The 23,792-nt window shown below is 66.3% G+C and carries 24 protein-coding genes and 1 tRNA gene; 9 read left to right on the forward strand and 16 right to left on the reverse strand.

Annotated features, from left to right (window positions below):
* Positions 1-60 precede the first annotated feature (60 nt).
* The 4 genes from QOL82_RS15240 to QOL82_RS15255 all read left to right on the forward strand — a co-directional run bounded on the left by QOL82_RS15240 (position 61) and on the right by QOL82_RS15255 (position 5,780).
* Positions 61-2,418, forward strand: coding sequence for a Tex family protein (locus tag QOL82_RS15240; RefSeq protein WP_283443145.1), 2,358 nt, complete (start codon positions 61-63; stop codon positions 2,416-2,418).
* Between the two features lie 79 nt (positions 2,419-2,497).
* Positions 2,498-2,809, forward strand: a complete 312-nt coding sequence (gene grxD / locus QOL82_RS15245; protein WP_283443146.1) for a Grx4 family monothiol glutaredoxin — start codon at positions 2,498-2,500, stop codon at positions 2,807-2,809.
* 2 nt (positions 2,810-2,811) lie between these two features.
* Entirely contained in the window at positions 2,812-3,444 is a 633-nt protein-coding gene (locus QOL82_RS15250; RefSeq protein WP_283443147.1) for a UbiX family flavin prenyltransferase, read from the forward strand.
* A 254-nt stretch (positions 3,445-3,698) separates the two neighbouring features.
* Positions 3,699-5,780, forward strand: a complete 2,082-nt coding sequence (locus QOL82_RS15255) for a TonB-dependent receptor (RefSeq protein ID WP_283443148.1) — start codon at positions 3,699-3,701, stop codon at positions 5,778-5,780.
* A 36-nt stretch (positions 5,781-5,816) separates the two neighbouring features.
* On the opposite strand, the gene nikR is transcribed toward QOL82_RS15255, so the two are convergent.
* The 8 genes from nikR to QOL82_RS15295 form a co-directional block, all read right to left on the reverse strand.
* Positions 5,817-6,272 carry a nickel-responsive transcriptional regulator NikR gene (nikR, locus tag QOL82_RS15260; RefSeq protein ID WP_283443149.1) on the reverse strand — a complete coding sequence of 152 codons (456 nt, stop codon included), beginning with the start codon at positions 6,270-6,272 and terminating at the stop codon, positions 5,817-5,819.
* 259 nt (positions 6,273-6,531) lie between these two features.
* Positions 6,532-7,194: a cysteine hydrolase family protein gene (locus QOL82_RS15265; RefSeq protein ID WP_283443197.1), complete on the reverse strand. Its 663-nt coding sequence runs from the start codon at positions 7,192-7,194 to the stop codon at positions 6,532-6,534.
* 33 nt (positions 7,195-7,227) lie between these two features.
* Complete coding sequence (locus tag QOL82_RS15270; RefSeq protein WP_283443150.1) at positions 7,228-8,625, reverse strand: AtzE family amidohydrolase; 1,398 nt, start codon at positions 8,623-8,625, stop codon at positions 7,228-7,230.
* Positions 8,622-8,804 carry a DUF4089 domain-containing protein gene (locus QOL82_RS15275; RefSeq protein WP_283443151.1) on the reverse strand — a complete coding sequence of 61 codons (183 nt, stop codon included), beginning with the start codon at positions 8,802-8,804 and terminating at the stop codon, positions 8,622-8,624. The genes QOL82_RS15270 and QOL82_RS15275 overlap by 4 nt, the downstream gene beginning before the upstream one ends.
* Before the next feature lie 75 nt (positions 8,805-8,879).
* Positions 8,880-9,800 carry an ABC transporter permease gene (locus tag QOL82_RS15280; RefSeq protein WP_283443152.1) on the reverse strand — a complete coding sequence of 307 codons (921 nt, stop codon included), beginning with the start codon at positions 9,798-9,800 and terminating at the stop codon, positions 8,880-8,882.
* A complete protein-coding gene (locus tag QOL82_RS15285) occupies positions 9,797-10,882 on the reverse strand; it encodes an ABC transporter permease (RefSeq protein WP_430438490.1) in 1,086 nt (361 codons plus the stop codon). Before QOL82_RS15285 ends, QOL82_RS15280 begins: the two co-directional genes overlap by 4 nt.
* Positions 10,875-12,482 (reverse strand): ABC transporter ATP-binding protein, encoded by a 1,608-nt coding sequence (locus tag QOL82_RS15290; protein WP_430438491.1) that lies wholly within the window; start codon positions 12,480-12,482, stop codon positions 10,875-10,877. The genes QOL82_RS15285 and QOL82_RS15290 overlap by 8 nt, the downstream gene beginning before the upstream one ends.
* A gap of 4 nt (positions 12,483-12,486) precedes the next feature.
* Positions 12,487-13,410 carry a BMP family protein gene (locus QOL82_RS15295; protein WP_430438494.1) on the reverse strand — a complete coding sequence of 308 codons (924 nt, stop codon included), beginning with the start codon at positions 13,408-13,410 and terminating at the stop codon, positions 12,487-12,489.
* Positions 13,411-13,581: 171 nt separating this feature from the next.
* Here QOL82_RS15295 and QOL82_RS15300 point away from each other — a divergent pair, with 171 nt between their 5' ends.
* The 4 genes from QOL82_RS15300 to QOL82_RS29260 all read left to right on the forward strand — a co-directional run bounded on the left by QOL82_RS15300 (position 13,582) and on the right by QOL82_RS29260 (position 16,870).
* Positions 13,582-14,391 (forward strand): cysteine hydrolase family protein, encoded by an 810-nt coding sequence (locus QOL82_RS15300; RefSeq protein ID WP_430438493.1) that lies wholly within the window; start codon positions 13,582-13,584, stop codon positions 14,389-14,391.
* Positions 14,388-15,584: an amidase gene (locus tag QOL82_RS15305; RefSeq protein WP_283443154.1), complete on the forward strand. Its 1,197-nt coding sequence runs from the start codon at positions 14,388-14,390 to the stop codon at positions 15,582-15,584. The genes QOL82_RS15300 and QOL82_RS15305 overlap by 4 nt, the downstream gene beginning before the upstream one ends.
* A 421-nt stretch (positions 15,585-16,005) precedes the next feature.
* Positions 16,006-16,608: a hypothetical protein gene (locus QOL82_RS15310; RefSeq protein ID WP_283443155.1), complete on the forward strand. Its 603-nt coding sequence runs from the start codon at positions 16,006-16,008 to the stop codon at positions 16,606-16,608.
* 181 nt (positions 16,609-16,789) lie between these two features.
* A complete protein-coding gene (locus QOL82_RS29260) occupies positions 16,790-16,870 on the forward strand; it encodes a PEP-CTERM sorting domain-containing protein (RefSeq protein ID WP_430438495.1) in 81 nt (26 codons plus the stop codon).
* A 326-nt stretch (positions 16,871-17,196) separates the two neighbouring features.
* Here QOL82_RS29260 and QOL82_RS15315 read toward each other — a convergent pair.
* From QOL82_RS15315 to petA, 6 genes are all read right to left on the reverse strand, one after another.
* Positions 17,197-17,272: transfer RNA gene (locus QOL82_RS15315), tRNA-Thr, on the reverse strand.
* An 18-nt stretch (positions 17,273-17,290) separates the two neighbouring features.
* Positions 17,291-17,779: a ClpXP protease specificity-enhancing factor gene (locus QOL82_RS15320; protein ID WP_283443156.1), complete on the reverse strand. Its 489-nt coding sequence runs from the start codon at positions 17,777-17,779 to the stop codon at positions 17,291-17,293.
* A gap of 111 nt (positions 17,780-17,890) precedes the next feature.
* Entirely contained in the window at positions 17,891-18,502 is a 612-nt protein-coding gene (locus QOL82_RS15325) for a glutathione S-transferase N-terminal domain-containing protein (protein ID WP_283443157.1), read from the reverse strand.
* Between the two features lie 99 nt (positions 18,503-18,601).
* Positions 18,602-19,360, reverse strand: coding sequence for a cytochrome c1 (locus QOL82_RS15330; protein ID WP_283443158.1), 759 nt, complete (start codon positions 19,358-19,360; stop codon positions 18,602-18,604).
* Between the two features lie 19 nt (positions 19,361-19,379).
* The gene (locus QOL82_RS15335; protein ID WP_283443201.1) at positions 19,380-20,786 is read right to left on the reverse strand and encodes a cytochrome b; all 1,407 of its coding nucleotides are present in this window, start codon (positions 20,784-20,786) and stop codon (positions 19,380-19,382) included.
* On the reverse strand, positions 20,787-21,395 hold the full coding sequence (gene petA / locus QOL82_RS15340) for a ubiquinol-cytochrome c reductase iron-sulfur subunit (protein WP_283443159.1): 609 nt from the start codon (positions 21,393-21,395) through the stop codon (positions 20,787-20,789).
* A gap of 247 nt (positions 21,396-21,642) precedes the next feature.
* On the opposite strand from petA, the gene mscL reads away from it, so the two are divergent.
* Positions 21,643-22,095: a large conductance mechanosensitive channel protein MscL gene (gene mscL, locus QOL82_RS15345; RefSeq protein ID WP_283443160.1), complete on the forward strand. Its 453-nt coding sequence runs from the start codon at positions 21,643-21,645 to the stop codon at positions 22,093-22,095.
* Here mscL and QOL82_RS15350 read toward each other — a convergent pair.
* A complete protein-coding gene (locus QOL82_RS15350; protein WP_283443161.1) occupies positions 22,092-22,787 on the reverse strand; it encodes a response regulator in 696 nt (231 codons plus the stop codon). The genes mscL and QOL82_RS15350 overlap by 4 nt on opposite strands.
* 230 nt (positions 22,788-23,017) lie before the next feature.
* Positions 23,018-23,785: a Nif3-like dinuclear metal center hexameric protein gene (locus QOL82_RS15355; RefSeq protein ID WP_283443162.1), complete on the reverse strand. Its 768-nt coding sequence runs from the start codon at positions 23,783-23,785 to the stop codon at positions 23,018-23,020.
* Between the last annotated feature and the right edge of the window lie 7 nt (positions 23,786-23,792).

Here is a 23,792-nt window from a genome sequence, read left to right on the forward strand (position 1 = left end):
CTGCTACGGCATCGCCCCGGATTGCGTATCATCCAACGCTTGTTTTCACATTCAATCCCTATGCTGCCTTCCATCGAACAACGCCTGGCCAACGAACTGGCCGCCCGGCCGGCGCAGGTTGCCGCCGCCATTGCCCTGCTGGACGAGGGCGCCACCGTGCCCTTCATCGCGCGCTACCGCAAGGAAGCCACCGGCGGGCTGGACGACATCCAGCTGCGCCTGCTCGAAGAACGGCTGCGCTACCTGCGCGAACTCGAGGACCGCCGCGCCGCGGTGATCGCCTCGATCGAGGAGCAGGGCAAGATGACGCCGGCGCTGCTGGACGCCATCAGCCATGCCGAGGACAAGACGCGGCTGGAAGACCTGTACCTGCCCTACCGCCAGAAACGCCGCACCAAGGCCCAGATCGCGGTCGAGGCCGGCCTTGCGCCGCTGGCCGAGGCGCTGCTGGCGGACCCGATGCTGAGCCCCGAGGCGGAAGCCGAAAAATACCTGAAGCCCGCCTTCAAGACCGACGGCGCCGACAATCCCGGCGTGCCGGACGTGAAGGCCGCGCTCGACGGCGCCCGCCAGATCCTGATGGAACGCTTCGCCGAGGACGCCGGCCTGCTCGGCGCGCTGCGCGACTACCTGCAGGAGCATGCGGTGGTCGAGTCGAAAGTGGTCGAGGGCAAGCAGGACGCCGGCGAAAAGTTCGCCGATTACTTCGACTATTCGGAAACCCTGTCCACCATCCCGTCGCACCGCGCGCTGGCGCTGTTCCGCGGCCGCCGCGAGGAAATGCTGAACGTGGCGATGCGCCTGGACAGCGAGGAGGAAAAGCCGAAATGGGATGCGCCGCATAACCCGTGCGAAGGCCGGATCGCCGCCCGCTTCGGCATCGGCAACAAGAACCGCCCGGCCGACAAGTGGCTGGCCGACACCGTGCGCTGGACCTGGCGCGTCAAGCTGATGATGCACCTGGAAACCGAGCTGATGGGCGCGCTGCGGGAAAAGGCCGAGCTGGAAGCCATCAATGTCTTCGCGCTGAACCTGAAGGCGCTGCTGCTGGCCGCGCCGGCCGGCCCGCGCGTGACCATGGGCCTGGACCCCGGCCTGCGCACCGGCGTCAAGGTCGCGGTGGTGGACGCGACCGGCAAGGTGGTCGACACCTCGACCATTTACCCGCACCAGCCCCGCAACGACTGGGACGGCTCGCTGCACACGCTGGCGCTTCTGGCCGCGAAACACGGCGTCACGCTGATCTCCATCGGCAACGGCACCGCGTCGCGCGAGACCGACCGGCTGGCGCAGGACCTGATCAAGCGCCACCCCGAAATGAAGATGACCAAGATCGTGGTGTCCGAAGCCGGCGCCTCGGTCTACTCGGCATCCGAGTTCGCGTCGCGCGAGCTGCCCGACATGGACGTGTCGCTGCGCGGCGCGGTGTCGATCGCGCGCCGGCTGCAGGACCCGCTGGCCGAGCTGGTGAAGATCGACCCGAAATCCATCGGCGTCGGCCAGTACCAGCATGACGTCGGCCAGTCGCAGCTGGCGCGCACGCTCGACGCGGTGGTCGAGGATTGCGTCAATGCGGTCGGCGTCGATGTGAACACCGCGTCCGCGCCGCTGCTGGCGCGGGTGTCCGGCCTGAACGCCAGCGTGGCCCAGGGCATCGTCAACTACCGCGACGCGAAGGGCATGTTCACCTCGCGCGCGGCGCTGCGCAGCGTGCCGCGGCTGGGCGACAAGACGTTCGAACAGGCGGCGGGCTTCCTGCGGGTGATGGCAGGCGACAATCCGCTGGATGCGTCGGCGGTGCACCCGGAGTCGTATCCGCTGGTGGAAAAAATCCTGGCCGACCTGAAAAAGGACGTGAAATCCGTCATTGGCGACAGCGGGCTGTTGAAATCGCTGAATCCGGCAAGATATGCGGATGACCGGTTCGGCCTGCCTACCGTGACCGACATCCTGAAGGAACTCGACAAGCCGGGCCGCGACCCGCGGCCGGAATTCACCACCGCCACCTTCAAGGACGGCGTCGAGGAAATCGGCGACCTGCGGCCGGACATGGTGCTGGAGGGCGTGGTGACCAACGTGGCGGCCTTCGGCGCATTCGTCGACATTGGCGTCCACCAGGATGGGCTGGTCCACATCTCGGCGCTGTCCAACACCTTCGTGAAGGATCCGCACACGGTGGTCAAGGCGGGCCAGGTAGTCAAGGTCCGGGTGCTGGAGGTGGACCCGAAGCGCAAGCGCATCGCGCTGACCATGCGGCTGTCCGACAGCGCGCCCGTGGCCGGCAAGCCGGAACAGCGCGGCGACCGCAACGATGCGAAGCGGCTGTCGCAGCATCAGCAGCGCCAGGGCCAGAACCAGGGCAAGCCGGCCCCGGCCGCAGGTGCGATGGCGGCGGCGTTTGCGAAGCTGAAGTCGTAAATAACTTGAATATCGTGCACGATGAGCGAACGAGACCGTATTTTTCTATAATGGACGCATTTACTTAAGCGAGGCAGTCATGAGCGACGTACAAAGCTGGATTAAAGAAACCGTGACCGGCAACCCGGTCGTGTTATTCATGAAGGGCACCGCGCAGTTTCCCCAGTGCGGTTTTTCGGGCAAGGCCATCCAGCTGCTGAAGGCCAGCGGCGCGGAAAACATCGTCACCGTCAACGTGCTGGAAGACCCGGAAGTGCGCCAGGGCATCAAGGACTACTCGAACTGGCCGACCGTGCCGCAGCTCTACGTGAAGGGCGAATTCGTCGGCGGCTCGGACATCATGAACGAGATGTACGAGTCCGGCGAACTGCAGTCGCTGATCAAGGGCTGAGCATGCCCGCCCCTGCCGACGCTGCCGGAGGCAGGGGCCAGGAACAGCCGCCGCCGGCCCCGCAGCGGCGGCTGATCATCGCCATCACCGGCGCCACCGGCGCCGTCTACGGCATACGCCTGCTGCAGGTGCTGCGGGAGACGCCCGGCGTCGAAACCCACCTGATGCTGTCCGAGGCCGGCGTGCTCAACCTGCACCAGGAACTGGACATGAACCGCAAGGACGCCGAGGCTTTCGCCGACGTGGTCCACAACGTGCGCGACATCGGCGCGTCGATCGCCAGCGGCTCCTTCCAGTCCGACGGCATGATCGTCGCGCCGTGCTCGATGAAGACCCTGGCCGCCGTGGCCCATGGCCTGTCCGACAACCTGATCACCCGCGCCGCCGACGTGGTCCTGAAGGAGCGCCGCCGGTTGGTGCTGATGGTGCGGGAAACCCCGTTCAACCTGGCGCACCTGCGCAACATGACCGCCGTGACCGAGATGGGCGGCATCATCTTCCCGCCGCTGCCCGGCTTCTACCAGCGCCCGCAAAGCATCGCCGAGATGGTCGACCACACGGTGGGCCGGGTGCTGGACCTGTACGGCGTCGCGCACAGCCTGACGCCGCGCTGGAACGGCATCCGGGCCGGCTGAGCCGGTATCGCGGCATGCGCCGAGCCAGGCGCGTTGCGCGATCCTGCCATGCCCGCCAAGACCTGCGCCCGGGCGCAATGCCCCACCCGCCGCCTCCCTTTCCCCGCCCTGCCTGCAACGTCCGCCAATTTCCCTGCATCCGGTTTCCGCCGCCGCGCGTATCACGTATTCCACATGACGTATGAATTTTGTCGATTTCTTCATACAATTGCGCGTAGCCATCCATTTGGCCGTGCTCAACTTCCGGGAATGCCATGACGTTGCAGAATCCGCTCGACTTCCGCTTCAGGCGCACTGCGCTGGCCGCCGCCCTGCTGGGCATCGGTACGGTAGCGCTGCCTGCCGCTGCGCAGGAACAGACCCTCAACGCGATCAGCGTCGAAACCTCGCGCACCAGCCAGCTCGGCATCGCGGACTCGGCAAACGCCGGCGTCGTCACGCAACAGCAGCTCGAGGCACGGACCGTCTACCGGCCCGGCGAGATGCTGGAAGCGGTGCCCGGCCTGATCGTCAGCCAGCATAGCGGCGAAGGCAAGGCCAACCAGTTCTACCTGCGCGGCTTCAACCTCGACCACGGCACCGACCTGCGCACCACGGTCGACGGCATGCTGGTCAACCAGCGTTCCCATGCGCACGGCCAGGGCTGGACCGACCTGAATTTCATGATCCCCGAACTTGCCAGCCGGCTGGAGTACCGCAAGGGGCCGTATTACGCTGCCGAGGGCGACTTCGCCGCGGCCGGCGCGGCCAGCGTGGTGTATGCCAACAGGCTCGACGCCGGCATCGCCAGCATAGGCATAGGCCAGAACGGCTACCGGCGCACGCTGCTTGCGGATTCGCCCGCGCTGGGCAACGGCAACCTGCTCTATGCGCTCGAACTGTTCCACAACGACGGCCCGTTCACCCGCGGCGACGACTACCGCAAGATCAACGGCGTGCTGCGCTACGGCCAGGGCAACGAGGCCAACGGCTACAACGTGACGGCGATGGCCTATCGCGGCCGCTGGAATGCCACCGACCAGATCCCGAAGCGCGCGGTGGACGCCGGCGAACTGGGCCGCTTCGATTCGATCGACCCGAGCGACGGCGGCGTCGCGCACCGCTACAGCCTGTCCGGCGCCTGGCACCGCTCCGATGCCGCCGGCTCGACCAACATCAACGCCTACGTCATCCACAACAAGCTCGACCTGTACTCCAACTTCACCTACTTCCTCGACGACCCGGTCAATGGCGACCAGTTCAACCAGGCCGACCGCCGCACCACGCTGGGCCTGAACGCGAGCCGCACGATCCCGACGCCGTTTTTCGGCAGGGAGTCCGAGACCACGCTGGGCCTGCAGCTGCAGAACGACAATATCTTCAACGGCCTCTACAACACCGCCGCCCGCGAACGCCTGTCGACGACCCGGCAGGACCATGTCGTCGAAACCAGCGCGGGCCTGTATATCGAAAACAGCACGAAGTGGGCCGACAAGTTCAGGACCGTCGCCGGCCTGCGCGAGGACTTCTACCGCTTCGATGTGAATGGCGACAACCGGGCCAACGCCGGCCGCGCCAGCGACAGCATCGCCAGCCCGAAGCTGAGCCTGATCTTCGGCCCCTGGGCAAAGACCGAGTACTACTTCAACGTCGGCTCGGGCTTCCACAGCAATGACGCGCGCGGCGCCACGATCACCGTCGACCCGAAAGACCCGTCGACGCCGGCCGAGCGCGTCGCGCCGCTGGTGCGTTCGAAGGCGGTCGAGGTCGGCGCCCGCACCGAGATCATCCCGGGCCTGCAAAGCGCGCTGTCGCTGTACCGGCTGGACTTCGACTCGGAACTGCTGTTCGTCGGCGACGCCGGCAGCACCGAAGCCAGCCGGCCGAGCCGGCGCTACGGCATCGAGTTCAACAATTATTTCAAGCCGACCCGCTGGCTCACCATCGACGCCGACCTCGCCTTTGCGCGCGCCCGTTTCCGCGACGACGACGCCAGCGGCCGCCGCATTCCCGGCGCGGTGGAAGGCGTGGCCTCGATTGCGATGGCGGTCGACCATGTCGGGCCCTGGTTCGGCGCGCTGCAGCTGCGCTACTTCGGGCCGCGCCCGCTGACCGAGGACAATAGCGTGCGCTCGAAGGGCACGTCCACGCTCAATGGCCGCATCGGCTACCGGATCAGCCCGACCATGCGCGTCGAGCTGGAAGGCTACAACCTCGCCAACCGGCGCGATTCGGCGATCGACTACTACTATGCGTCCCGGCTCGCCACCGAGCCGGCGGGCAGCGCGACGCCGGACGTCCATTTCCACCCGATCGAATCGCGCTCGTTCCGGGTGACGCTGACCGCGAACTTCTGAGCGCGAACTTCTGAGCGAACGCCCGGGCGGGCGGCGTCAGGTCTTCGGCTGGTAGTGGAAGTGCGTGTGCTGCCTGCTGCTGGGCGTTTCCATGTCGACCGGGACGATATGGATATTGCCGTGCCTGACGCCGCTCTGCGCGATCAGGCTGTTGGCGAATGCGCTCACTTCGCGGTAGCGGCCGCGCAGCACCAGCGTCTCCAGGCAGTTGTGATGGTCCAGGTGCACGTGCATGGTCGACACGCAGATGTCATGGTGGTCATGCTGCAGCATCGCCACCCGGCTCGCCAGCTCGCGCTCGTGGTGGTTGTAGATATAGCTGACATTGGCGACGCAGTGCTGCGCCTCGTTGGTGTTCTTGCGCTCGACTTCGAGCCGGCCCCGCAGCAGGTCGCGGAAGGCCTCGGAGCGGGTCTGGTAGCCGTGGCCTTCGATGAGCTCGTCGAACTGCTCGGCCAGCTTGTCCTCGACGGAAATGGTGATGCGGCGCATGGATGGACCCGGATGGATGGCTGTCTTGGAATCCGGTGATCTTATACCAGTACCGGACCGCAAGGCCCGATGAAACGCCGTGGGGTGCAATAAGCGTTAGTGCATTACACCATGCGTTGCGAATGGGCGGCGGTGGTTAAGCGACCATTGGTGCAATGCGCTGCGCTTATTGCACCCTACGAGCCTACGAGCCATGCCGACGTACCGGAGCCGTCGGCCTCGCCCGGTACGCCATCAAAGGTGCTGGCCGCAATGCGTGCTATGCCTGCGACGCCAGCACCGCGGCCAGCGGCGCGGTCCAGCCGACGATGCCGCCCTGCGCGCTGATCATCGCCACCGTGGCGTCATGGAAGGCCTGGAAATAGCTGGCGGCCGCGTCCTCCACCAGCAGGCACTCGTAGCCGCGGTCATTGGCTTCGCGCATCGTGGTCTGCACGCAGACCTCGGTGGTGACGCCGGCCAGCAGCAGGTGGCTGATGCCGCGCGCGTCCAGCATCGCCTGCAGGCCGGTCGCATGGAAGGCGCCCTTGCCGGGCTTGTCGATCACGGCTTCGCCGGCCAGCGGCGCGACCTCGTCGACGATCTGGTTGCCGGGCTCGCCGCGCACCAGGATGCGGCCCATCGCGCCGCTGTCGCCGATGCGCAGGCCCGGGTCGCCGCGCAGCCGCTTCGCCGGCGGGCAGTCGGACAGGTCGGGCAGGTGCGACTCCCGCGTGTGCACGACCAGCATGCCGCGGCTGCGCGCGAATGCCAGCAGCGCGGCCACCGCGGGCACGATGCGCGCGAGCTGCGCCACGTCGTTGCCCAGCGCGGCGCCGAAACCGCCCGGCTCGATGAAGTCGCGCTGCATGTCGATCACGACCAGTGCGGTGCGCGCCGGCGGATAGAGGTAGGCATAGGGCACCGCGTCGATCCGCGCCATGCCGGCGGGTCCTGTCGTTTCAGCTTGCATCGTCTACGCTCCGCTCTCTCGTGAATAGGCGACGCCCTGCCGCGCCAGCATGCGGGCCGCCGCCAGGCACAGGTCCTCGCGCCACGGCGCGGCGATCAGCTGCACGCCGATCGGCAAGCCGGCCTCGCCCGCGGCCGGCCACAGCGGCACCGTGCAGACCGGCAGGCCGATGCAGGACACCGGCTGGGTCAGCAGGCCCATGCTGGCCCGCAGCGGCAGTTCCCGTCCGCCGATGGAAAACATCGCGGCGCCGGCCGCCGTGGCCTGCACCGGCGTCGCCGCTGCGATCAGCAGGTCGGCATCGGCGAACAGCGCCAGCGCTTCCGCATGCGCGCGGCGGCGCACGCGCTGCGCCTGCGCCAGCCAGGCCGCCGGCATCAGCGAGCCGGCCACCAGGCGGTCGCGCGACAGCGGTTCATAGTCGTCATAGCGCCCGATCAGCCGGGCCCGGTGCAGCGCGCCGCCTTCCGCGCCGGTGATGACGAAGGCGGCCGAGCGGGCCGCTTCGGCGCCGTGCCATTCGAGCCTGCGCGAGGCGCCCAGTGCAGCCGCGACCGTCTCCACCGCTTCGAGCGCGGCGTCGCCGGCCCAGCGCTGGAACCATCCGCCCAGCACGGCGACGCGGCTGCCCTGGAGCATGGAAAGCTGGTCCAGTAGCGGCGACACCGGCGACGCCGGCCGCTGCGCGCAGGCCGGGTCGCGCGCATCCGGCCCCTGCAGCGCATCGTAGGCCACGGTGAGGTCGTTGACATCGGCCGCGAACGGCCCGAGATGGTCGAGGCTGTGCACGAAGGGAAAGGTGCCGGTGCGCGGCAGCCGGCCATACGTGGGCTTGAGGCCGAAGATGCCGCAGAGCGACGAGGGCACGCGGATCGATCCGTTGGTGTCCGAGCCCAGCGTCAGCGGCACCATGCCGCCGGCGACGGCGGCAGCCGACCCGCCCGACGAGCCGCCGGCGATGCGGCTTGTGTCGTGCGGGTTGCGGGTCGTGCCGTAGTGCGTGTTCTCGGTGGTGAAGCCATACGCATGTTCATCCATGTTCAGGGCCCCGACCAACAGCGCGCCGGCCTCGCGCATCCGTCGCACCAGCTCGGCGTCCGCGGCCGCCGGCGGGTTGTCGCGGTTGACCTGGCCGCCGGCCAGCGTGACCTCGCCTTCGATGTCGAACAGGTTCTTGACCGCATAGGGCACGCCGGCCAGCGGCGGCAGGCGCTTGCCGGCGGCCCGCAGCGCATCGACGGCCGCCGCTTCGCCGCGGGCGCGATCGAGCGTCAGCCGGGTAAAGCTGTTCAACGCCGGGTCGCGCGCGCGGATGCGCGCCTCGGCGTCGGCCAGCAGCTCCCCGGCGCTGGCCGCGCCCGAACGCACCTGCGCGGCCATGTCCAGCGCGCTGCGCATCATGGCAGGAACACCGGCGCCGGCTCCAGCGCAAGGTCCAGTTCCTGCTGCATCAGCACCGCGGCGATGGCCGCGATGCCGGCGAACTGCGCGGCGACGCCCGCTTCCTGTTCCGCGCTCAGGCGATACCCCTGCAGCAGCAGGGCTTCATGGACATATGCCGCGTTCTGACCGTCATTCATTTCCGCTCCGTGGGTAATGGCCGTGGATGCCGTTCTGGCGCCGCGGCCGGGCCGGCATGCCTGTCGCCGCCGCATTCATCCGCGCTGGTAGGCCTGGGTCAGGTAGGCCGGCGCGGTCTGCCGGCCTATCAGCCCCGCCACCGCCAGCAGCGCCAGCAGGTAGGGCAGCATGATCAGCAGCGCGCTGGGCACCTGCACGCCGATGGTCGGCAGGAAGAACTGCAGCGCGGTCGCCGCGCCGAACAGCAGGCAGGCCAGCAGCATGCGTCCCAGCTTCCAGTTGCCGAAGATGATGGCGGCGATCGCCAGGTAGCCGCTGCCGCTGGTCATGCCCTCGGTGAAGGTATGGATGTCGCCGATGGAGATGAAGCAGCCGGCGACGGCCGCCATCACGCCCGAAAACAGCACGGCGCCATAGCGCAGCGCCGTCACCGACAGGCCCGACTTGTCGACCGCGCGCGGCGCGGCGCCGGCCGCATGCAGCGCCAGCCCCAGCGCGGTGCGGCGCATCATGAAGGCGGTCAGCGCGATGACGACCAGGCCGAGGTAGAACAGCCAGACCTGCTCGAACACCAGGTTGCCCGCCAGCGGGATATCGCGCAGCAGCGGCGGCGACCATTTCGCCAGCCCCGGTATCGCCGCGCTGGAGCGGCTGCCGAAAATCTCGCGGTAGGCCAGCGTCGTGCCGCCCAGCGCCAGGATGTTGATGCCGATGCCGGTCACGATCTGGTTGGCGCGCAGCGTGATCGACAGGAAGGCCTGCAGCAGCGCGACAGGCAGCACCGCCAGGATGCCCAGAGCCAGCCCGGTCATCGGGTCGCCGGTGGCCCATGCGCCGACCGCGCCGGCGAAGGCGCCGGTCAGCATCATGCCTTCCAGGCTCATGTTGAGCACGCCGGCGCGCTGGCTGACCAGCTCGCCGGTGGCGCCCAGCAGCAATGGCGTGGCGAAGCGGATCGCCGAGCCGATGAAGACCGCGGACAGTTCCCAGTTCATTGGCCGGCTCCCTTGCGGTCGGCCCACAGCGCCGCGCCGGCCACGGTAAGGATGATCAGGCCCTGCACCACCTGCACCAGCGCCGACGGCACCGAGGCCGCCATTTCCATGTTGATGCCGCCCGAGCGCAGGAAGCCGAACAGCAGCGCGCCGGCGAATACGCCCGGTATCGAGCCGCGCGCCAGCAGGCCAACCACCAGGCCGTCGAAGCCGTAGCCGGACGAGAAGCCGCTCTTAAGCGCGTACTGGTCGCCCTGCAGCATGACCGCACCGGCCAGGCCGCCTAGCGCGCCGGCAGCCGTCATCGCCAGCATGACGGTGCGGGCGATCGGCATGCCGGCCTGGCGCGAGGCCAGCGGGTTCAGGCCGACCGCGCGCAGGTGGATGCCGAACAGCGTGCGCGACAGCACCGCGGCCACCAGCAGGCCCAGCAGCGCCGTCAGCGGCAGGCCGACGTTGAGCGGCATCGATTCGTCGCCGAAAAAGAACGGCAGCCTGGTCGCCGCCGGGATTTCCAGCGACTCGGGCAAGGTGCCGGAATTGGTCATCGGCTGGCGCAGCAGCCGGTCCGACTGCACCGACCAGTACAGCAGCCAGACGCCGATGAAGGACAGCATCAGCGTGCTGATCACTTCATTGGTGCCGGCGCGCGCCTTCAGCACGCCCGGCAGCGCGCCCCAGGCGGCGCCCGCCAGCGTGCCGGCAAGCAGCGGCAGGATGAAGGCCAGGCCCAGCGGCAGGCCCTGCACGCCGCCGTACAGGCTCACGGCCGTGGCGGCGATGGCGCCGACCGCGATCTGGCCCTCGCCGCCGACATTGGTCAGGCGCGCGCGGTCGGCCAGCACGAAGCCGATGCCGACCAGCGCGAAGATCACCGCACGGTTGACCGACGCGCCGATCGCATAGGGCGAACCCCAGGCGCCGTCGGCAAAGGCGGACAGCGCCTCGCCGACCGGGACGCCGGTCAGCGCAACCAGCACGACGCCGAGCAGCAGCGCGGCGGCCACCGCCGCCAGCGGCATCAGCTGCGCGGGCGACAGCGGTAATTTCAGGCCCAGGTGCGGGCGCAGGACCTTATCCATGGGCCTGCCCCGCCATCATCGCGCCGATGCGTTCGCGCTGGTCGGCGCCGGCCGGGCAAGTGCCCATGATGCGGCCGCGGTACAGCACCACGATGCGGTCGGCCACCGCCAGCAATTCATCGAGTTCGGACGAGATCAGCAGCACCGCGACGCCGGCGTCGCGGGCCGCGCGGATATGGTCGTATACCGCGCCCACCGCGCCGACATCGAGGCCGCGGGTCGGCTGCGCGGCGACCAGCAGCGCCAGCCCGTCCTGCGTCAGCTCGCGCGCCAGCACGGCCTTCTGCTGGTTGCCGCCGGATAGGCCGCCGAAGGCCACGTCCTCGCTGGCCGCGCGCACGTCGAAGCGGCGCATCAGTTCGCGCGCGGCGCGGCGCATCGCGGCGCGGTCCAGCAGGCCGCGCCGGGTGAACCTGTGCAGCTGGTTCAGGAAAATGTTTTCGGCGACCGACAGGCCGGTCACGCAGCCCACCGCGTGCCGGTCCTCGGGCACGATGCCGACGCCGGCGCGGGTGATGTCCTGCGGCGTGCTGCCGTTGAGCGCCCTGCCGCCGACGAAGAAGCGTCCGGCCGACGGCCTGATCATGCCCGACAGCGCGCCCGCCAGCTCGGTCTGGCCATTGCCTTCGACGCCGGCGATGCCGACGATCTCGCCGCGGTTGACCACCAGCGTGAAATTGTCCAGCCGCAGCGCGCCGTGCGCATCGGTCACGGTCAGGCCGTCGACCTGCAGCACTTCGTCGCGCAAATCGTTTGACGGCAGCCGCGGCGGCCGCGGCGCCTGCTGCCGCTGTCCCTGCGGCGGCGCTGCGCCGTCGCGCGCAATCATCGCCGCCACCAGGCGGTCGATGTCCTCGGCCGGCGCGGTCGACGTCGCCACGGTGCGGCCGGCACGCAGCACGGTCACGCGGTCGGCCACCTGCCTGATCTCGGCCAGCTTGTGGGTCACCAGCACCACGCTGCAGCCGCTGTCGGCGACGCGCCGGCATACCGCCAGCAGCGCGGCGATCTCGTCGGGCAGCAGCACCGCGGTCGGCTCGTCGAGCACCAGCAGCCGCGGTTCGCGCATCAGGCACTTGACGATCTCCACGCGCTGCCGCTCGCCGACGGACAGGTCGGCGATGGCCGCGTCCGGGTCCAGTTCCAGCCCGTACTGCGCGACCAGCGCGCGGATGCGTTCGGCTGCCGCGCGCCGCCTGAGCAGCCCGCGCGCCTGCCCCAGCAGCAGGTTGTCGGCGACGGTCAGGTCCTCGACCAGGCTGAAATGCTGATGCACCATCGCGATGCCGCGGGTCAGCGCATCGGCCGGGCCCTTGGGCCGATAGCGCGCGCCGTCCAGCAGCATCGTGCCGCTGTCGGGCGCATGCACGCCGAACACCAGGTTGCACAGCGTCGACTTGCCGGCGCCGTTTTCACCCAGCAGGCAATGGATCTCGCCGGCGCGGATGTCCAGGCTGACCTGGTCCAGCGCCGTCATCGCGCCGAAGCGCTTGCCCACGCCCTTGAGCTGCAGCCAGGCGCCGTCGGTGTCTTCCCGCGCGATGGCGGCGGCCATGGCGGCAACCGCGGCGGCGGTCGATGGGGCGAAGGCGGCATGCATGCGGCTAGCCTTCCAGCACCTTGATCTTGCCGTCCATGATGTCCTTCTTGATCTGCTGCAGCTTGGCTTTCTGCTCGGCGCTGGCGCCGCAGATCGTCATGTCGGACGCTTCCGGCCCCATGGCCAGGCCGAAGGCCTTGTAGCCCGGCTTCCAGGCGCCGGCGACGGTCTGCGCAATCGCGTAATGCACCTGGTAGCCGACGCCGGTGATGCTGTAGGCGACATACAGCGGGTCGCTGCCGCAGCGGTCGGTGTAGCTGCCGATGATGTGCGTGCCCTTTTCCTTCGCAGCCTGCTCCATGCCGCGCAGGCCGAGATTGAGGATGTGGTAATGCACGTCCGCGCCCTGCGCGATGGCGGCCAGCGTGGCTTCCTTGGACTTCGACACATTGTCGAAGTCGCCGGTGTAGTTTTCCACGTACTTGATCTGCGGATTGATCGCGCGGGCGCCGTTGCCGAATTCCTTGCCGGCGTTGACGATAGAAGGAATCTCCATGCCGCCGACATAGCTGACCGCGCCGTTCTTCGACAGCATCGCCGCGGCGGCGCCGGCCACGTAGGCGATCTGCGCCTGCTTGACGTCGTAGCCCGCGATGTTGGGCGCGGACTCGCCCTGGTTGCCGCCGACGATAGAAAACTTCTTGTTCGGGAAGCGCTTGGCCACCTTGAACACCGCGGCCTGCGTCTGGCCGCCGATGCCGATCACCAGGTCGTTCTTGGACGCCAGGTTGGTCAGCGCCTGCTCCATGTCCGCATAGTTAATGTTCTCGATCATCTGCACCTTGATCTTGCCGCCGAATTCCTTCTCCGCCTGCTGCAGGCCGGTGTAGCCGGATTCCATCCAGCCCTTGTCCGACTTGGAGCCGGGAATCAGCACGCCGACCTTGACCGGGTCGGCCGCGTGCGCGGCGCCCACGACGGTTGCCATGGCGAGCGCCGACAGGGACAGGATGAGTCGGCGGCGATGTGGCGAATTGCGATCCATCTGGCACTCCTTTTGCATTGGGGGGAAATCGATTTGCGTCATGTCATTCACAGCGATTCCCATTCATAGCAATTTCGATGCCATTGCCGCATCGCCCCCATCCAGGAGAATTCCATGCCCGATGCCGTCCCTCTCCTCGCCCGGCCAGCCGAAGGCATGCTGGGCCATAGCCCCAACACCGCGTGGCGCGCCAGCCCGGCCGAAGTGGACATGGCCGTGCCGCCGCCGCGCCCGGTGCTGGCGCGCATCGCTTGCCAGCCGCAGTCCGTGCTGCTGAACCTGCGCCAGACCGCCATTGTCGTGGTCGACATGCAGAACGACTTCTGCACCAAAGATGGATGGGTCCACGAAATCGGCGGCGATCCGACACCAAACCGTGCACCGATCGCACCATTGCAGCGCCTTCTGCCTGCGCTGCGCCAGGCCGGCGTGCCTGTCATCTGGCTGAACTGGGGCAACCGCGCCGACCTGGCCAACATGCCGCCCAACCAGATCCACCTGTACAAGCCTTCCGGCGCCGGCACCGGCCTCGGCGACCCGCTGCGCAGCAATGCCGCGCCGGTGCTGGAAAAAGACTCGTGGGCGGCGGCGGTGGTCGACGAGCTGGCGCCCGAGCCGACGGACATCCGGGTCGACAAGTACCGGATCAGCGGCTTCTGGGACACGCCGCTGGACAGCATCCTGCGCAACATGGCGATCCGCACCGTGCTGTTCGCCGGCGTCAACATCGACCAGTGCGTGCTGCACACGCTGAGCGACGCCAACTTCCTCGGCTACGGCTGCCTGCTGGTGGAAGACTGCTGCGCCACCACCTCGCCCGACTTCTGCGCGGAAGCCACGGTATGGAATGTGAAGAAATGCTTCGGCTTCACCACCGACAGCGCCAGCGTGCTGGCCGGGCTGGAAAGCGCACGGCCCGCATGATGCCCGCGCCGCCCGACCTGTTCGGCGCTTTCGTGCCCGGCGCGCGCTGCACCGTGCCGGCCAGCGGTTGCGGCGCGCTGGACGGGATGGCGCTGGCCGTGAAGGACCTGATCGACATTGCCGCCGCCGTCACCGGCGGCGGCAACCCGCACTGGGCAGCCAGCCACGAGCCGGCCGCGACGCATGCGCCGGCGGTGGCCGCGCTGCTGGCCGCCGGCGCCCATGTCTGCGGCAAGACCATCACCGACGAACTCGCCTTCAGCCTGGAAGGCCGCAACTGGCACTACGGCACGCCGGTCAACCCGCTGCTGCCGGACTGCCTGCCGGGCGGCTCGTCGAGCGGATCGGCAGTGGCGGTGGCGGCCTGCCTGGCCGACGTTGCGCTGGGCACCGACACCGGCGGCTCGGTCAGGGTGCCGGCCGCCTTTTGCGGCATCTACGGCTTCCGGCCGACGCACGGGCGCGTGCCGCTGGACGGCGTGCTGCCGTTCGCGCCCAGCTACGACACGGTAGGCTGGTTCGCCCGCTCGCCCGCGCTGCTGGCCGACACGGGCCGCGCGCTGCTCGATGCCCCCGGCGTCGTCATGCCGGTCCGGCGGCTGCTCCTGGCCGCGGATGTCCTGGCGATGGCGGAACCACGCTGCGCGGCCCTGCTGCGCAGCGCGGCGGAAGCGCTCGGCGCGGGCACATCGGTCGACGTGTTCGCCGGCCGGGCGCCGCAATGGCAGGCCTGCTACCAGGTCCTGCAGGGCGCGGAGATCCGGCAGACGCTGGGCGACTGGATCGCCGCCAGCAAGCCGCTGTTCGGCCCGGACATTGCGCCCCGCTTCGCGTCGGTGATGGACATCGCCGACGACGACATCCTCGCCCAGCAGGCGCTGCGCCTGGACATCGCCAGGCGCCTCGATGCGCTGCTGGCGGACGGGACGGTGCTGGTGCTGCCGACCGTGCCGGTGTCCTCGCTCCGCAAGTCCGCCAGCCGCGCCGCCATCGGCGCATTCTACGAAGCCGCCCTCGCGATCAACTCGATCGCCGGCCATGCAGGCCTGCCGCAACTGGCAATGCCGGTCGGGCAGGTCGACGGCAAGCCGGCCAGCCTGTCGTTTGTCGCGGCCAGGGGCATGGACGAGGCGCTGCTGGCCGAAGCGGGCCGCTGGAGCGCGCTGCTGAAGGCCGACGGGTTCGGCGCCTGATCCCGGCAGCGCCGGCCACGTCCGGCGGCCAGGCGGTTGTCCCGATGCGCCAGATGCGCATGCCTGCGGCAGAACCGCGTTGTTATTCATTCACCCCATCGGCTGACCATCGAGATGACTTGCGCCATTCCGCTCGCGGCTGGAATGGGCTGTCGGGTGCGCTGGGCGAGTTAGTGCGTTCCGGCGTCGAACCAGGCGGTCGATCTGCTGGCGTGTCCAGTCTGGGCGGCGCCTCTCTGCCTTCCGGGCTGCTGGCGATGACCATGCACCTTCCAGTCGATGTCAGGATTTTTTACAAGACAGGCACCGCAATTTGATTGGTTTTTGGCAACTCATTAATAAACAACAACTATTTCCAAATGGAACAGTTATTGCTATGACAAAAGTATCGATCCTTCATTTCAATCTACTGGAGACACCCTTGAAAACCTCGATACTGTCCATTCCTGCACTGGCTCTGGCAACGCTGATGGCACTGCCGGCAGCCCATGCTGCGGTTGTCACCGCCAACAACCCTGCCGGCGACTCCTTCACCAATACGTCTGAAAGCAACCAGGGCATGGCCATCGTTGGCAGCGGCTGGTATTACAACAACGTCCGGGCAGGTGCGAACATCGGCATCGATACTGACTATCCGCGCTCAGGCAATGGATCGGTATCGTTCACCGCACCCCACAACGGCAAGGCAGACATCGAGTACTTGCCCGGCGCAATACTGCTGAACGGCAATTATGTGTCGACAACTTCCCTCGGCCTGCTGTCGTCGCTGACGACGATGTCGTATGACTGGTACCGCGATTCCGTCAGCGTTGCCGATAACCGCCAGCATCCGTCGCTGCGCGTCCTGCTCGACGCGGACGGCAATCTCGCAACCGTGGGCGATCGGGGTGGCCTGGTATTCGAGCGCGTTTACAATAATCTTGGCATGCCGGTCGACCAGTGGGTCAGCGACACTGTTTCGGATTCCACCTTTGTCTGGAACTTCGGCCTCGGCGTAGGGAACAATTTTTCCATCGATACGTAATACTTACGCGTACGACAGCACCCTGGGCGATTGGAAAGCTTATTTTCCGAATGCGACGATCATCGGGTTCAGTTCGGGCGTCGGCAGTGGCTGGAATGCATACAGCGGCGCCGTGGATAACATTTCATGGACGATAAACGGGGTCACGACGACATCCAACTTCGAAGTCGCCTCGGCGCAAGTGCCGGAACCGGCGTCCCTGGCCCTGTTCGGAATAGGCCTGGTGGGCTTGCTTAACCTGCGCAGAAGGAAGGCTCTTTAAGCCTCCGCACGCCTTACATCCGGCGCGGCTTTCGGAGGGGAGCCGCGTTCCGGGACAAATCGCCCATCTTCTCGATGTGCGTGCTTCCACGGAAACGCGGGCCGCAAGCATGGCGCTGCCGCGATTCGCCGCTTAATGTCGCACGGCCTGTGTCATGAAGAAAACACGGCATGAATGCCGTGCCGATTGCCTCGATCCCGGACCAGACCGGGATATCAACCAGCCCGTTTCAAAATTGCCTGCCAGCAGAGCCTGTCCGGGCCTTTACAGGGCATCGGAAAACAAAAAGCCCAACCTTGTGGGCTGGGCCAAGTGCTTGAATTAACTGGTGCCGGCTGCAGGACTCGAACCCGCCACCCCATGATTACAAATCATGTGCTCTACCTGATGAGCTAAGCCGGCAAAGAGCGAAATTATACGTTATTTGATACGCGTCAGTGTAGGGCGGCCGCCGCCCTTTTTCGGCGGATCGGGGGTGTCGTCGGGCGCGTCGGATGACTGGCTTTCAGCAGTGTCGGCCTGCGGCGTCGGCACGGCGGTCAGCGTCGGCGTTTCGGCGACCGGGGGCGCTTCGGGCGCGGCTTCGGGTTCGGGCTTGCGGGTGACTTCGAAGGCCATGCCCTGCCCGTTTTCACGGGCGTAGATTGCGACAACGTTATTCACCGGCACGAAGATTTCGCGGGAGACGCCGGCGAAACGCGCGTGGAAATGAATGAAGTCGTTGTCCATTTTCAGGCCGCTGGTCGCGCTGAAGCTGATGTTCAACACGATTTCGCCGTTCTTGACGAATTCCAGCGGCACCTGGGTTTCACCGTCGACCATCGCGGCCAGGTACGGCGTGTAGCCGTTGTCGGTGCACCATTCGTAGATGGCCCTGAGCAAATAGGGTTTGGTTGACGTTTCTGACATGGTTCAGGTTGTCCAGCTGGCATAACAGTAGGCCGTCCCGGGCGTCATGGCCCGGCTTGCGCCGGCGCCATGATGCACATCGGGACAGGATGGCACGGACGGCAACAGCAATTACCGGCGCATCACTTTTTCGGACGGCGTCAGCGCTTCGATATAGGCCGGGCGCGAGAAGATGCGTTCGGCGTATTTCATCAGCGGCGCTGCAGTCTTCGACAGCTCGATGCCATAGTGGTCGAGGCGCCACAGCAGCGGCGCAACGGCCACGTCCAGCATCGAGAATTCGTCGCCCAGCATGTACTTGTTCTTCAGGAACAGCGGCGCAAGCTGGGTCAGGCGGTCGCGGATCTCGTTGCGCGCCTTTTCCAGGCTCTTGTCGCCGGCCTTGGTCTTTTCGTTTTCCAGCGTGTGGACGTGGACGAACAGCTCTTTTTCGAAGTTGAACAGCATCAACCGCGCGCGGGCGCGCATCAGCGGGTCGGCCGGCATCAGTTGCGGATGCGGGAAGCGCTCGTCGATGTATTCGTTGATGATGTTGGACTCGTACAGCACCAGGTCGCGCTCGACCAGGATGGGCACCTGGCCATACGGGTTCATCGTGGAGATGTCTTCCGGCTTGTTGAAGAGGTCGACATCGCGCACCTCGAAGTCCATGCCTTTTTCAAACAGGACCAGGCGGCAGCGCTGGGAGAATGGGCAGGTCGTGCCCGAGTAGAGAACCATCATTTTTGCAGTTCCTTAAAAACAAACAGGGTGAGGCCGGAACGCCTCACCCCTGGATCACCTGCCGCAAGCCCGTTCCGGACAGGCGGCAGCCTGATTTTTTTACTTCACTTCCCGCCAGTAGCTGGCACTCAGGCGCCACACCAGGACCAGCAGTATACCGAGGAACAGCAGCACCCAGACGCCAAGCTGGCGGCGCGTGTTCTGCGCCGGCTCGCTCATCCAGTTCATGTAGGCAACCAGGTCGGCTACCGCGGCATCGTAGTCGAGCGCGGACAGCTTGCCCGGCTTGACCTGCTCGAAGCCGACGAACTTGTGGACGGTTTCGCCACTGTGCGCGTCTTTTTCCTCGACGAATTTGGCATTGCGCACGCCCTGCAGTTCCCACAGCACGTGCGGCATCGCCACGTTCGGGTAGACCAGGTTGTTCCAGCCGGTCGGCCGGGTGCTGTCGGCGTAGTAGGTGCGCAGGTAGGTATAGATGTAGTCAGGGCCGCTGCCCGCCTCGGACGCCTTGGCCCGGGTGATCACGGACAGGTCCGGCGGCGCGGCGCCGAACCAGGCCTTGCCGTCGGCCGGGGTCATCGCCGACTTCATCAGGTCGCCCACCTTGTCGGTGGTAAACAGCAGGTTGGCCTTGATCTGGTCTTCCGACAGCCCGATGTCGCGCATGCGGTTGTAGCGCATTGCCGACGCGGAGTGGCAGTTCAGGCAGTAGTTGACGAACAGCTTGGCGCCATTCTGCAGTGAAGCCAGGTCGGTGCGTTCCGGCGCATGGTCCAGCGGGAAACCGCCTTCGCTTGCCATCGCAAGCGAGGGCAGCAGGACCAGGGCCGCAATCATTTTTTTCAGGAATTTCATTCTTGTGATCCTTTGCGGCTTAATGCGGATGGAACGTGACGCGGCTCGGTACCGGCTTGAACTGGCCGGCGCGGCTCCACCATGGCATCAGCAGGAAGAAGCCGAAGTAGATGAAGGTGCAGATCTGCGACACCAGGGTGCGGCCCGCGGTAGGCGCCTGCACGCCGAGGTAGCCCAGGGTCACGAAAGCAATGCCGAACAGGATGTAGACATACTTGTGCCAGGTCGGGCGATACCGGATCGAACGCACTGGCGAATGATCGAGCCAGGGCATCAGCGCCAGGATCACCACCGATGCGCCCATCAGCACGACGCCCCAGAACTTCGCGTCCAGGAACAGCATGCCGACGATGACGACCAGGCCGATGACCGCAGCGATCAGCTTGATGCTGCCGGAAAGCCGCGACTTCAGCATCAGCAGCGCGACGTAGGCGGCGACGCCGGCGATCAGCGCATACATGAACTGGGACGTCGTTGCGCGCAGCACCGAGTAGTACGGCGTGAAGTACCAGACCGGCGCAATGTGCGGCGGGGTCTTCAGCGAGTCGGCTGGCAGGAAGTTGTTGTACTCCAGGAAGTAGCCGCCCATTTCCGGCGCGAAGAACACGACCGCGCTGAAGATGGTCAGGAAGATGGTCACGCCGAACGCATCGTGCACGGTGTAGTAAGGATGCGATGGAATCGCGTCGAGCGGGTGGCCGTCCGGACCCAGGTTGTCCTTGACTTCGATGCCGTCGGGATTGTTCGAACCCACTTCATGCAGCGCGATCAGATGCGCGGCCACCAGTCCCAGCAGCACCAGCGGGATGGCGATGACGTGGAAGGCGAAGAAGCGGTTCAGCGTGGCGTCGGAGACCACGTAGTCGCCGCGTATCCACAGCGACAGGTCGGGACCGATGAACGGAATCGCGGAGAACAGGTTGACGATCACCTGTGCGCCCCAGTAGGACATCTGGCCCCATGGCAGCAGGTAGCCGAAGAAGGCCTCGCCCATCAGCGCCAGGAAGATGCCGACGCCGAACAGCCAGATCAGCTCGCGCGGCTTGCGGTAGGAGCCGTACATCAGCGCCCGCAGCATGTGCAGGTAGACGACGATAAAGAAGGCCGATGCGCCGGTCGAGTGCATGTAGCGCACCAGCCATCCCCACGGCACGTCGCGCATGATGTATTCGACGGAAGCGAAAGCCAGGTTCGCGTCCGGCTTGTAATGCATGACCAGGAAGATGCCGGTCACGATCTGGATCACCAGCACCAGCATCGCCAGCGAGCCGAAGATGTACCACCAGTTGAAGTTCTTGGGCGCGTAGTACTGGCCCCACTGGTCGTTCCACAGCTTCGAGAGCGGGAAACGGGAGTCGACCCAGTTCAGGGCCTTTGCGCTGACAGGCGCGTCGGCCGGCAGCTTCTTTTCGACGAATGCCATGATTTATGCCTCACCTTTCTCGTCTTTGCCGATCACGAGCTTGGTGTCGCCGGCAAACATATACCGTGGCACCTGCAGGTTGTCAGGAGCCGGCTTGTTCTTGAAGACGCGTCCGGCCAGGTCGAAGGTCGAACCGTGGCATGGGCACAGGAAGCCGCCCTGCCAGTCTTCCGGCAGCGAAGGCTGGGCGCCGGGTTGCAGCTTGGTGGTCGGGGAACAGCCGAGATGGGTGCAGATGCCGACGGCAACCAGGTATTCCGGCTTGATGGAACGGTACTCGTTGCGCGCATATTCCGGCGTCAGTTCATCGGGATTGCGCTGGGACTTCGGATCGGCCAGCTGGTCGTCCAGCTTGGGCAGCCCCGCCACCATTTCAGGCGAACGCTTCAGAATCCAGACCGGCTTGCCGCGCCACTCGACAGTCCTGAGTTCGCCCGGCGCCATGCCGGCAATGTCCACTTCCACCGGCGCACCGGCTGCCTTTGCGCGCTCCGAAGGCTGGAACGTCGACACAAATGCGCCTGCCGTCGCCAGTCCTGCAACACCGCCCACCGCACAAGTGGTAGCCAGCAGCACACGTCGACCGGAGTCAACCTGCTTATCGTTACTCATACCAACCCCAATCAGTCAAAATGCGAAATCTGTACGAAACTTCTAGCAACCTTAAATTATATCGGAGCGCCGCACTGTTTTAAAGAAAATACATCTTTCCGCGCGCAATTAACGTGCATGCCCTTAGTCCGGCCGGCATTCGAATGGCAGCCGCGCTGCGTGATTTTGAAGTTCGGTGAACGAATCAGTGCTACCAACCATTAAATACATTACAATTTTTTCGCACAACTCAACGGAGGGACGGCAGATGGGCATGATTCAGGAATTCAAGGCATTTGCGATCAAGGGCAATGTGGTGGACCTGGCGGTCGCGGTCATCATAGGCGCGGCGTTCGGCAAGATTGTCGACTCCCTGGTGCAGGACGTGATCATGCCGGTGGTAGGACGCATATTCGGCGGCCTGGATTTTTCCAACTACTACCTTCCGCTGAACAACCAGGCGATGAACCTGACGCTGGTCGAAGCGAAAAAGGCGGGCGCGGTGCTCGCCTATGGCAATTTCATCACGATCCTGCTGAACTTCCTGATTCTCGCCTTCATCATTTTCCAGATGGTCAGGCTGATCAACAAGGCAAGGACGCTGTCGTTCCGGCGCCAGCAGGAAGTGGAGGACGCGGCGCCCGCCGCGCCGCCGTCCGAGGACATCATGCTGCTGCGCGAGATCCGGGACGCGCTGCGCAGGACCGACATTCCGCGCTAGGGACGGGCTTTCAGCGCGGTCATGCGCAGCAGGCCGCGCCGCTGCGCTTCGAACACCGCTTCGCCGCGGGAATGCACCGCCAGCTTCGCATAGATGTTCTTCGCGTGGGTCTGCACCGTGCCCACCGAGACGGACAGCATCCTGGCGACGCCGCCGTAGCTGTCACCGCGCGCGATGAGGTCGAGGACAGTGGTTTCACGCGGCGTCAGCAGCACGCGTCCGTCCTCCTCGGCGAACGTGGGGATCGCATCGCGCAACTGGGACAAGACTTTACGGGCGATTACCGGGCTAATGGGCGAGCCGCCCGAATGCAGCTCCATTAATGCCCGCACGATATCCACCCGTCCGGCTTCCTTGAGCACATAACCGGCGGCGCCGGCCTCGATGCAGGCCAGCACGCTGGCGTCGTCGCTGGACATGGTGATGACCATGATGCCGCACCGCGGCCAATGGCCCACGCAGGCGCGGATGACCTCGATGCCCGAGCCGTCGGGCAGGCCCAGGTCGGTCAGCAGCAGGTCGACCGGCGTGGATTTCAGCCATTCGAGCGCCGGGCGGACGCTGTCGAATGCGCCGACCAGCCGCAGCGCCGGCTCGGATTCGATTGCTGCGGAAAAGACCTTGCGGGTGACGTTGTCGTCTTCGACGATCACGACGTTGATCGGTTTACGGACTGCTGGTTGCGCCATCATCATCATTTTTCCTGTCTGTCCAATGGTCGGCGTTGTGGTGAACGCTTTGGCGCGGACCGTGGACGGCTGCCTGTAGGCATGTCGGCCGGCAATCCGCACCCTCTTGAGAAAGCCGGCGCTTTCGTAACGGCGACCCGCGAAACATGACAGGGCCACAACCGTTTCATGATGCGACGCAATGAAAGGCACAAGCTGCCAGCGCTTTCCATGCAGGTTGGGCGCTGAGCGGACTAGACAGGATTGTCGATATCAATGAAGCGATGCTGAATGCCGAACCGGGCCGCGAGGTGCTCGCCCAGCGCCTGCACCCCGTAGCGCTCGGTCGCATGGTGGCCGCAGGCGAGATAGGCGACGCCGGATTCGCGCGCCAGGTGAACGGTCTGTTCGGAAATCTCGCCGCTCAGGTAGGTGTTTGCGCCGGCGACGATCGCGTCGTCGAGATAGCCCTGCGCGGCGCCGGTGCACCAGCCGACCCGGCCGGCCGGCTGCTGCGGATCGCCGATCAGCAGCGGCGCGCGGCCCAGGCGCTGCCCGATGCGGGCCGCCAGCTCGCCGACCGTGCGCAATTGCGGGTCGTCGGGCAGGCCCAGCCAGCCCAGATCGTTCTCGCCGAACTGCCCGTCGCGCACCAGGCCCAGCTGCCGCCCGAGCTGCGCGTTGTTGCCCAGCTCCGGGTGCATGTCGAGCGGCAGATGATAGGCGTACAGGTTCAGGTCGTTGGCCAGCAGGCTGCGCAGCCGGTGGCGGCGGGTGCCGGTGATGCGGCCGTCCTCGCCGCGCCAGAAATAGCCATGATGGACCAGGATGGCGTCGGCCCGGTCGGCCAGCGCCGCCTCGATCAGCGCCAGGCTCGCGGTGACGCCGGTGACCAGCCTCGCGATGCGCCCGCGGCCCTCGACCTGCAGGCCGTTTGGGCTAAAATCACGGATGCGCCTGATATCAAGCAGACCAGCCAGATATTCCGACAGCTGCTCGCGATCCACTGATTGCTCACTCACCGTTTAC

Origin of the sequence: Noviherbaspirillum suwonense (genome assembly GCF_900182955.1) — a bacterium.
Taxonomy (GTDB): Bacteria; Pseudomonadota; Gammaproteobacteria; order Burkholderiales; family Burkholderiaceae_D; genus Noviherbaspirillum_A; species Noviherbaspirillum_A suwonense.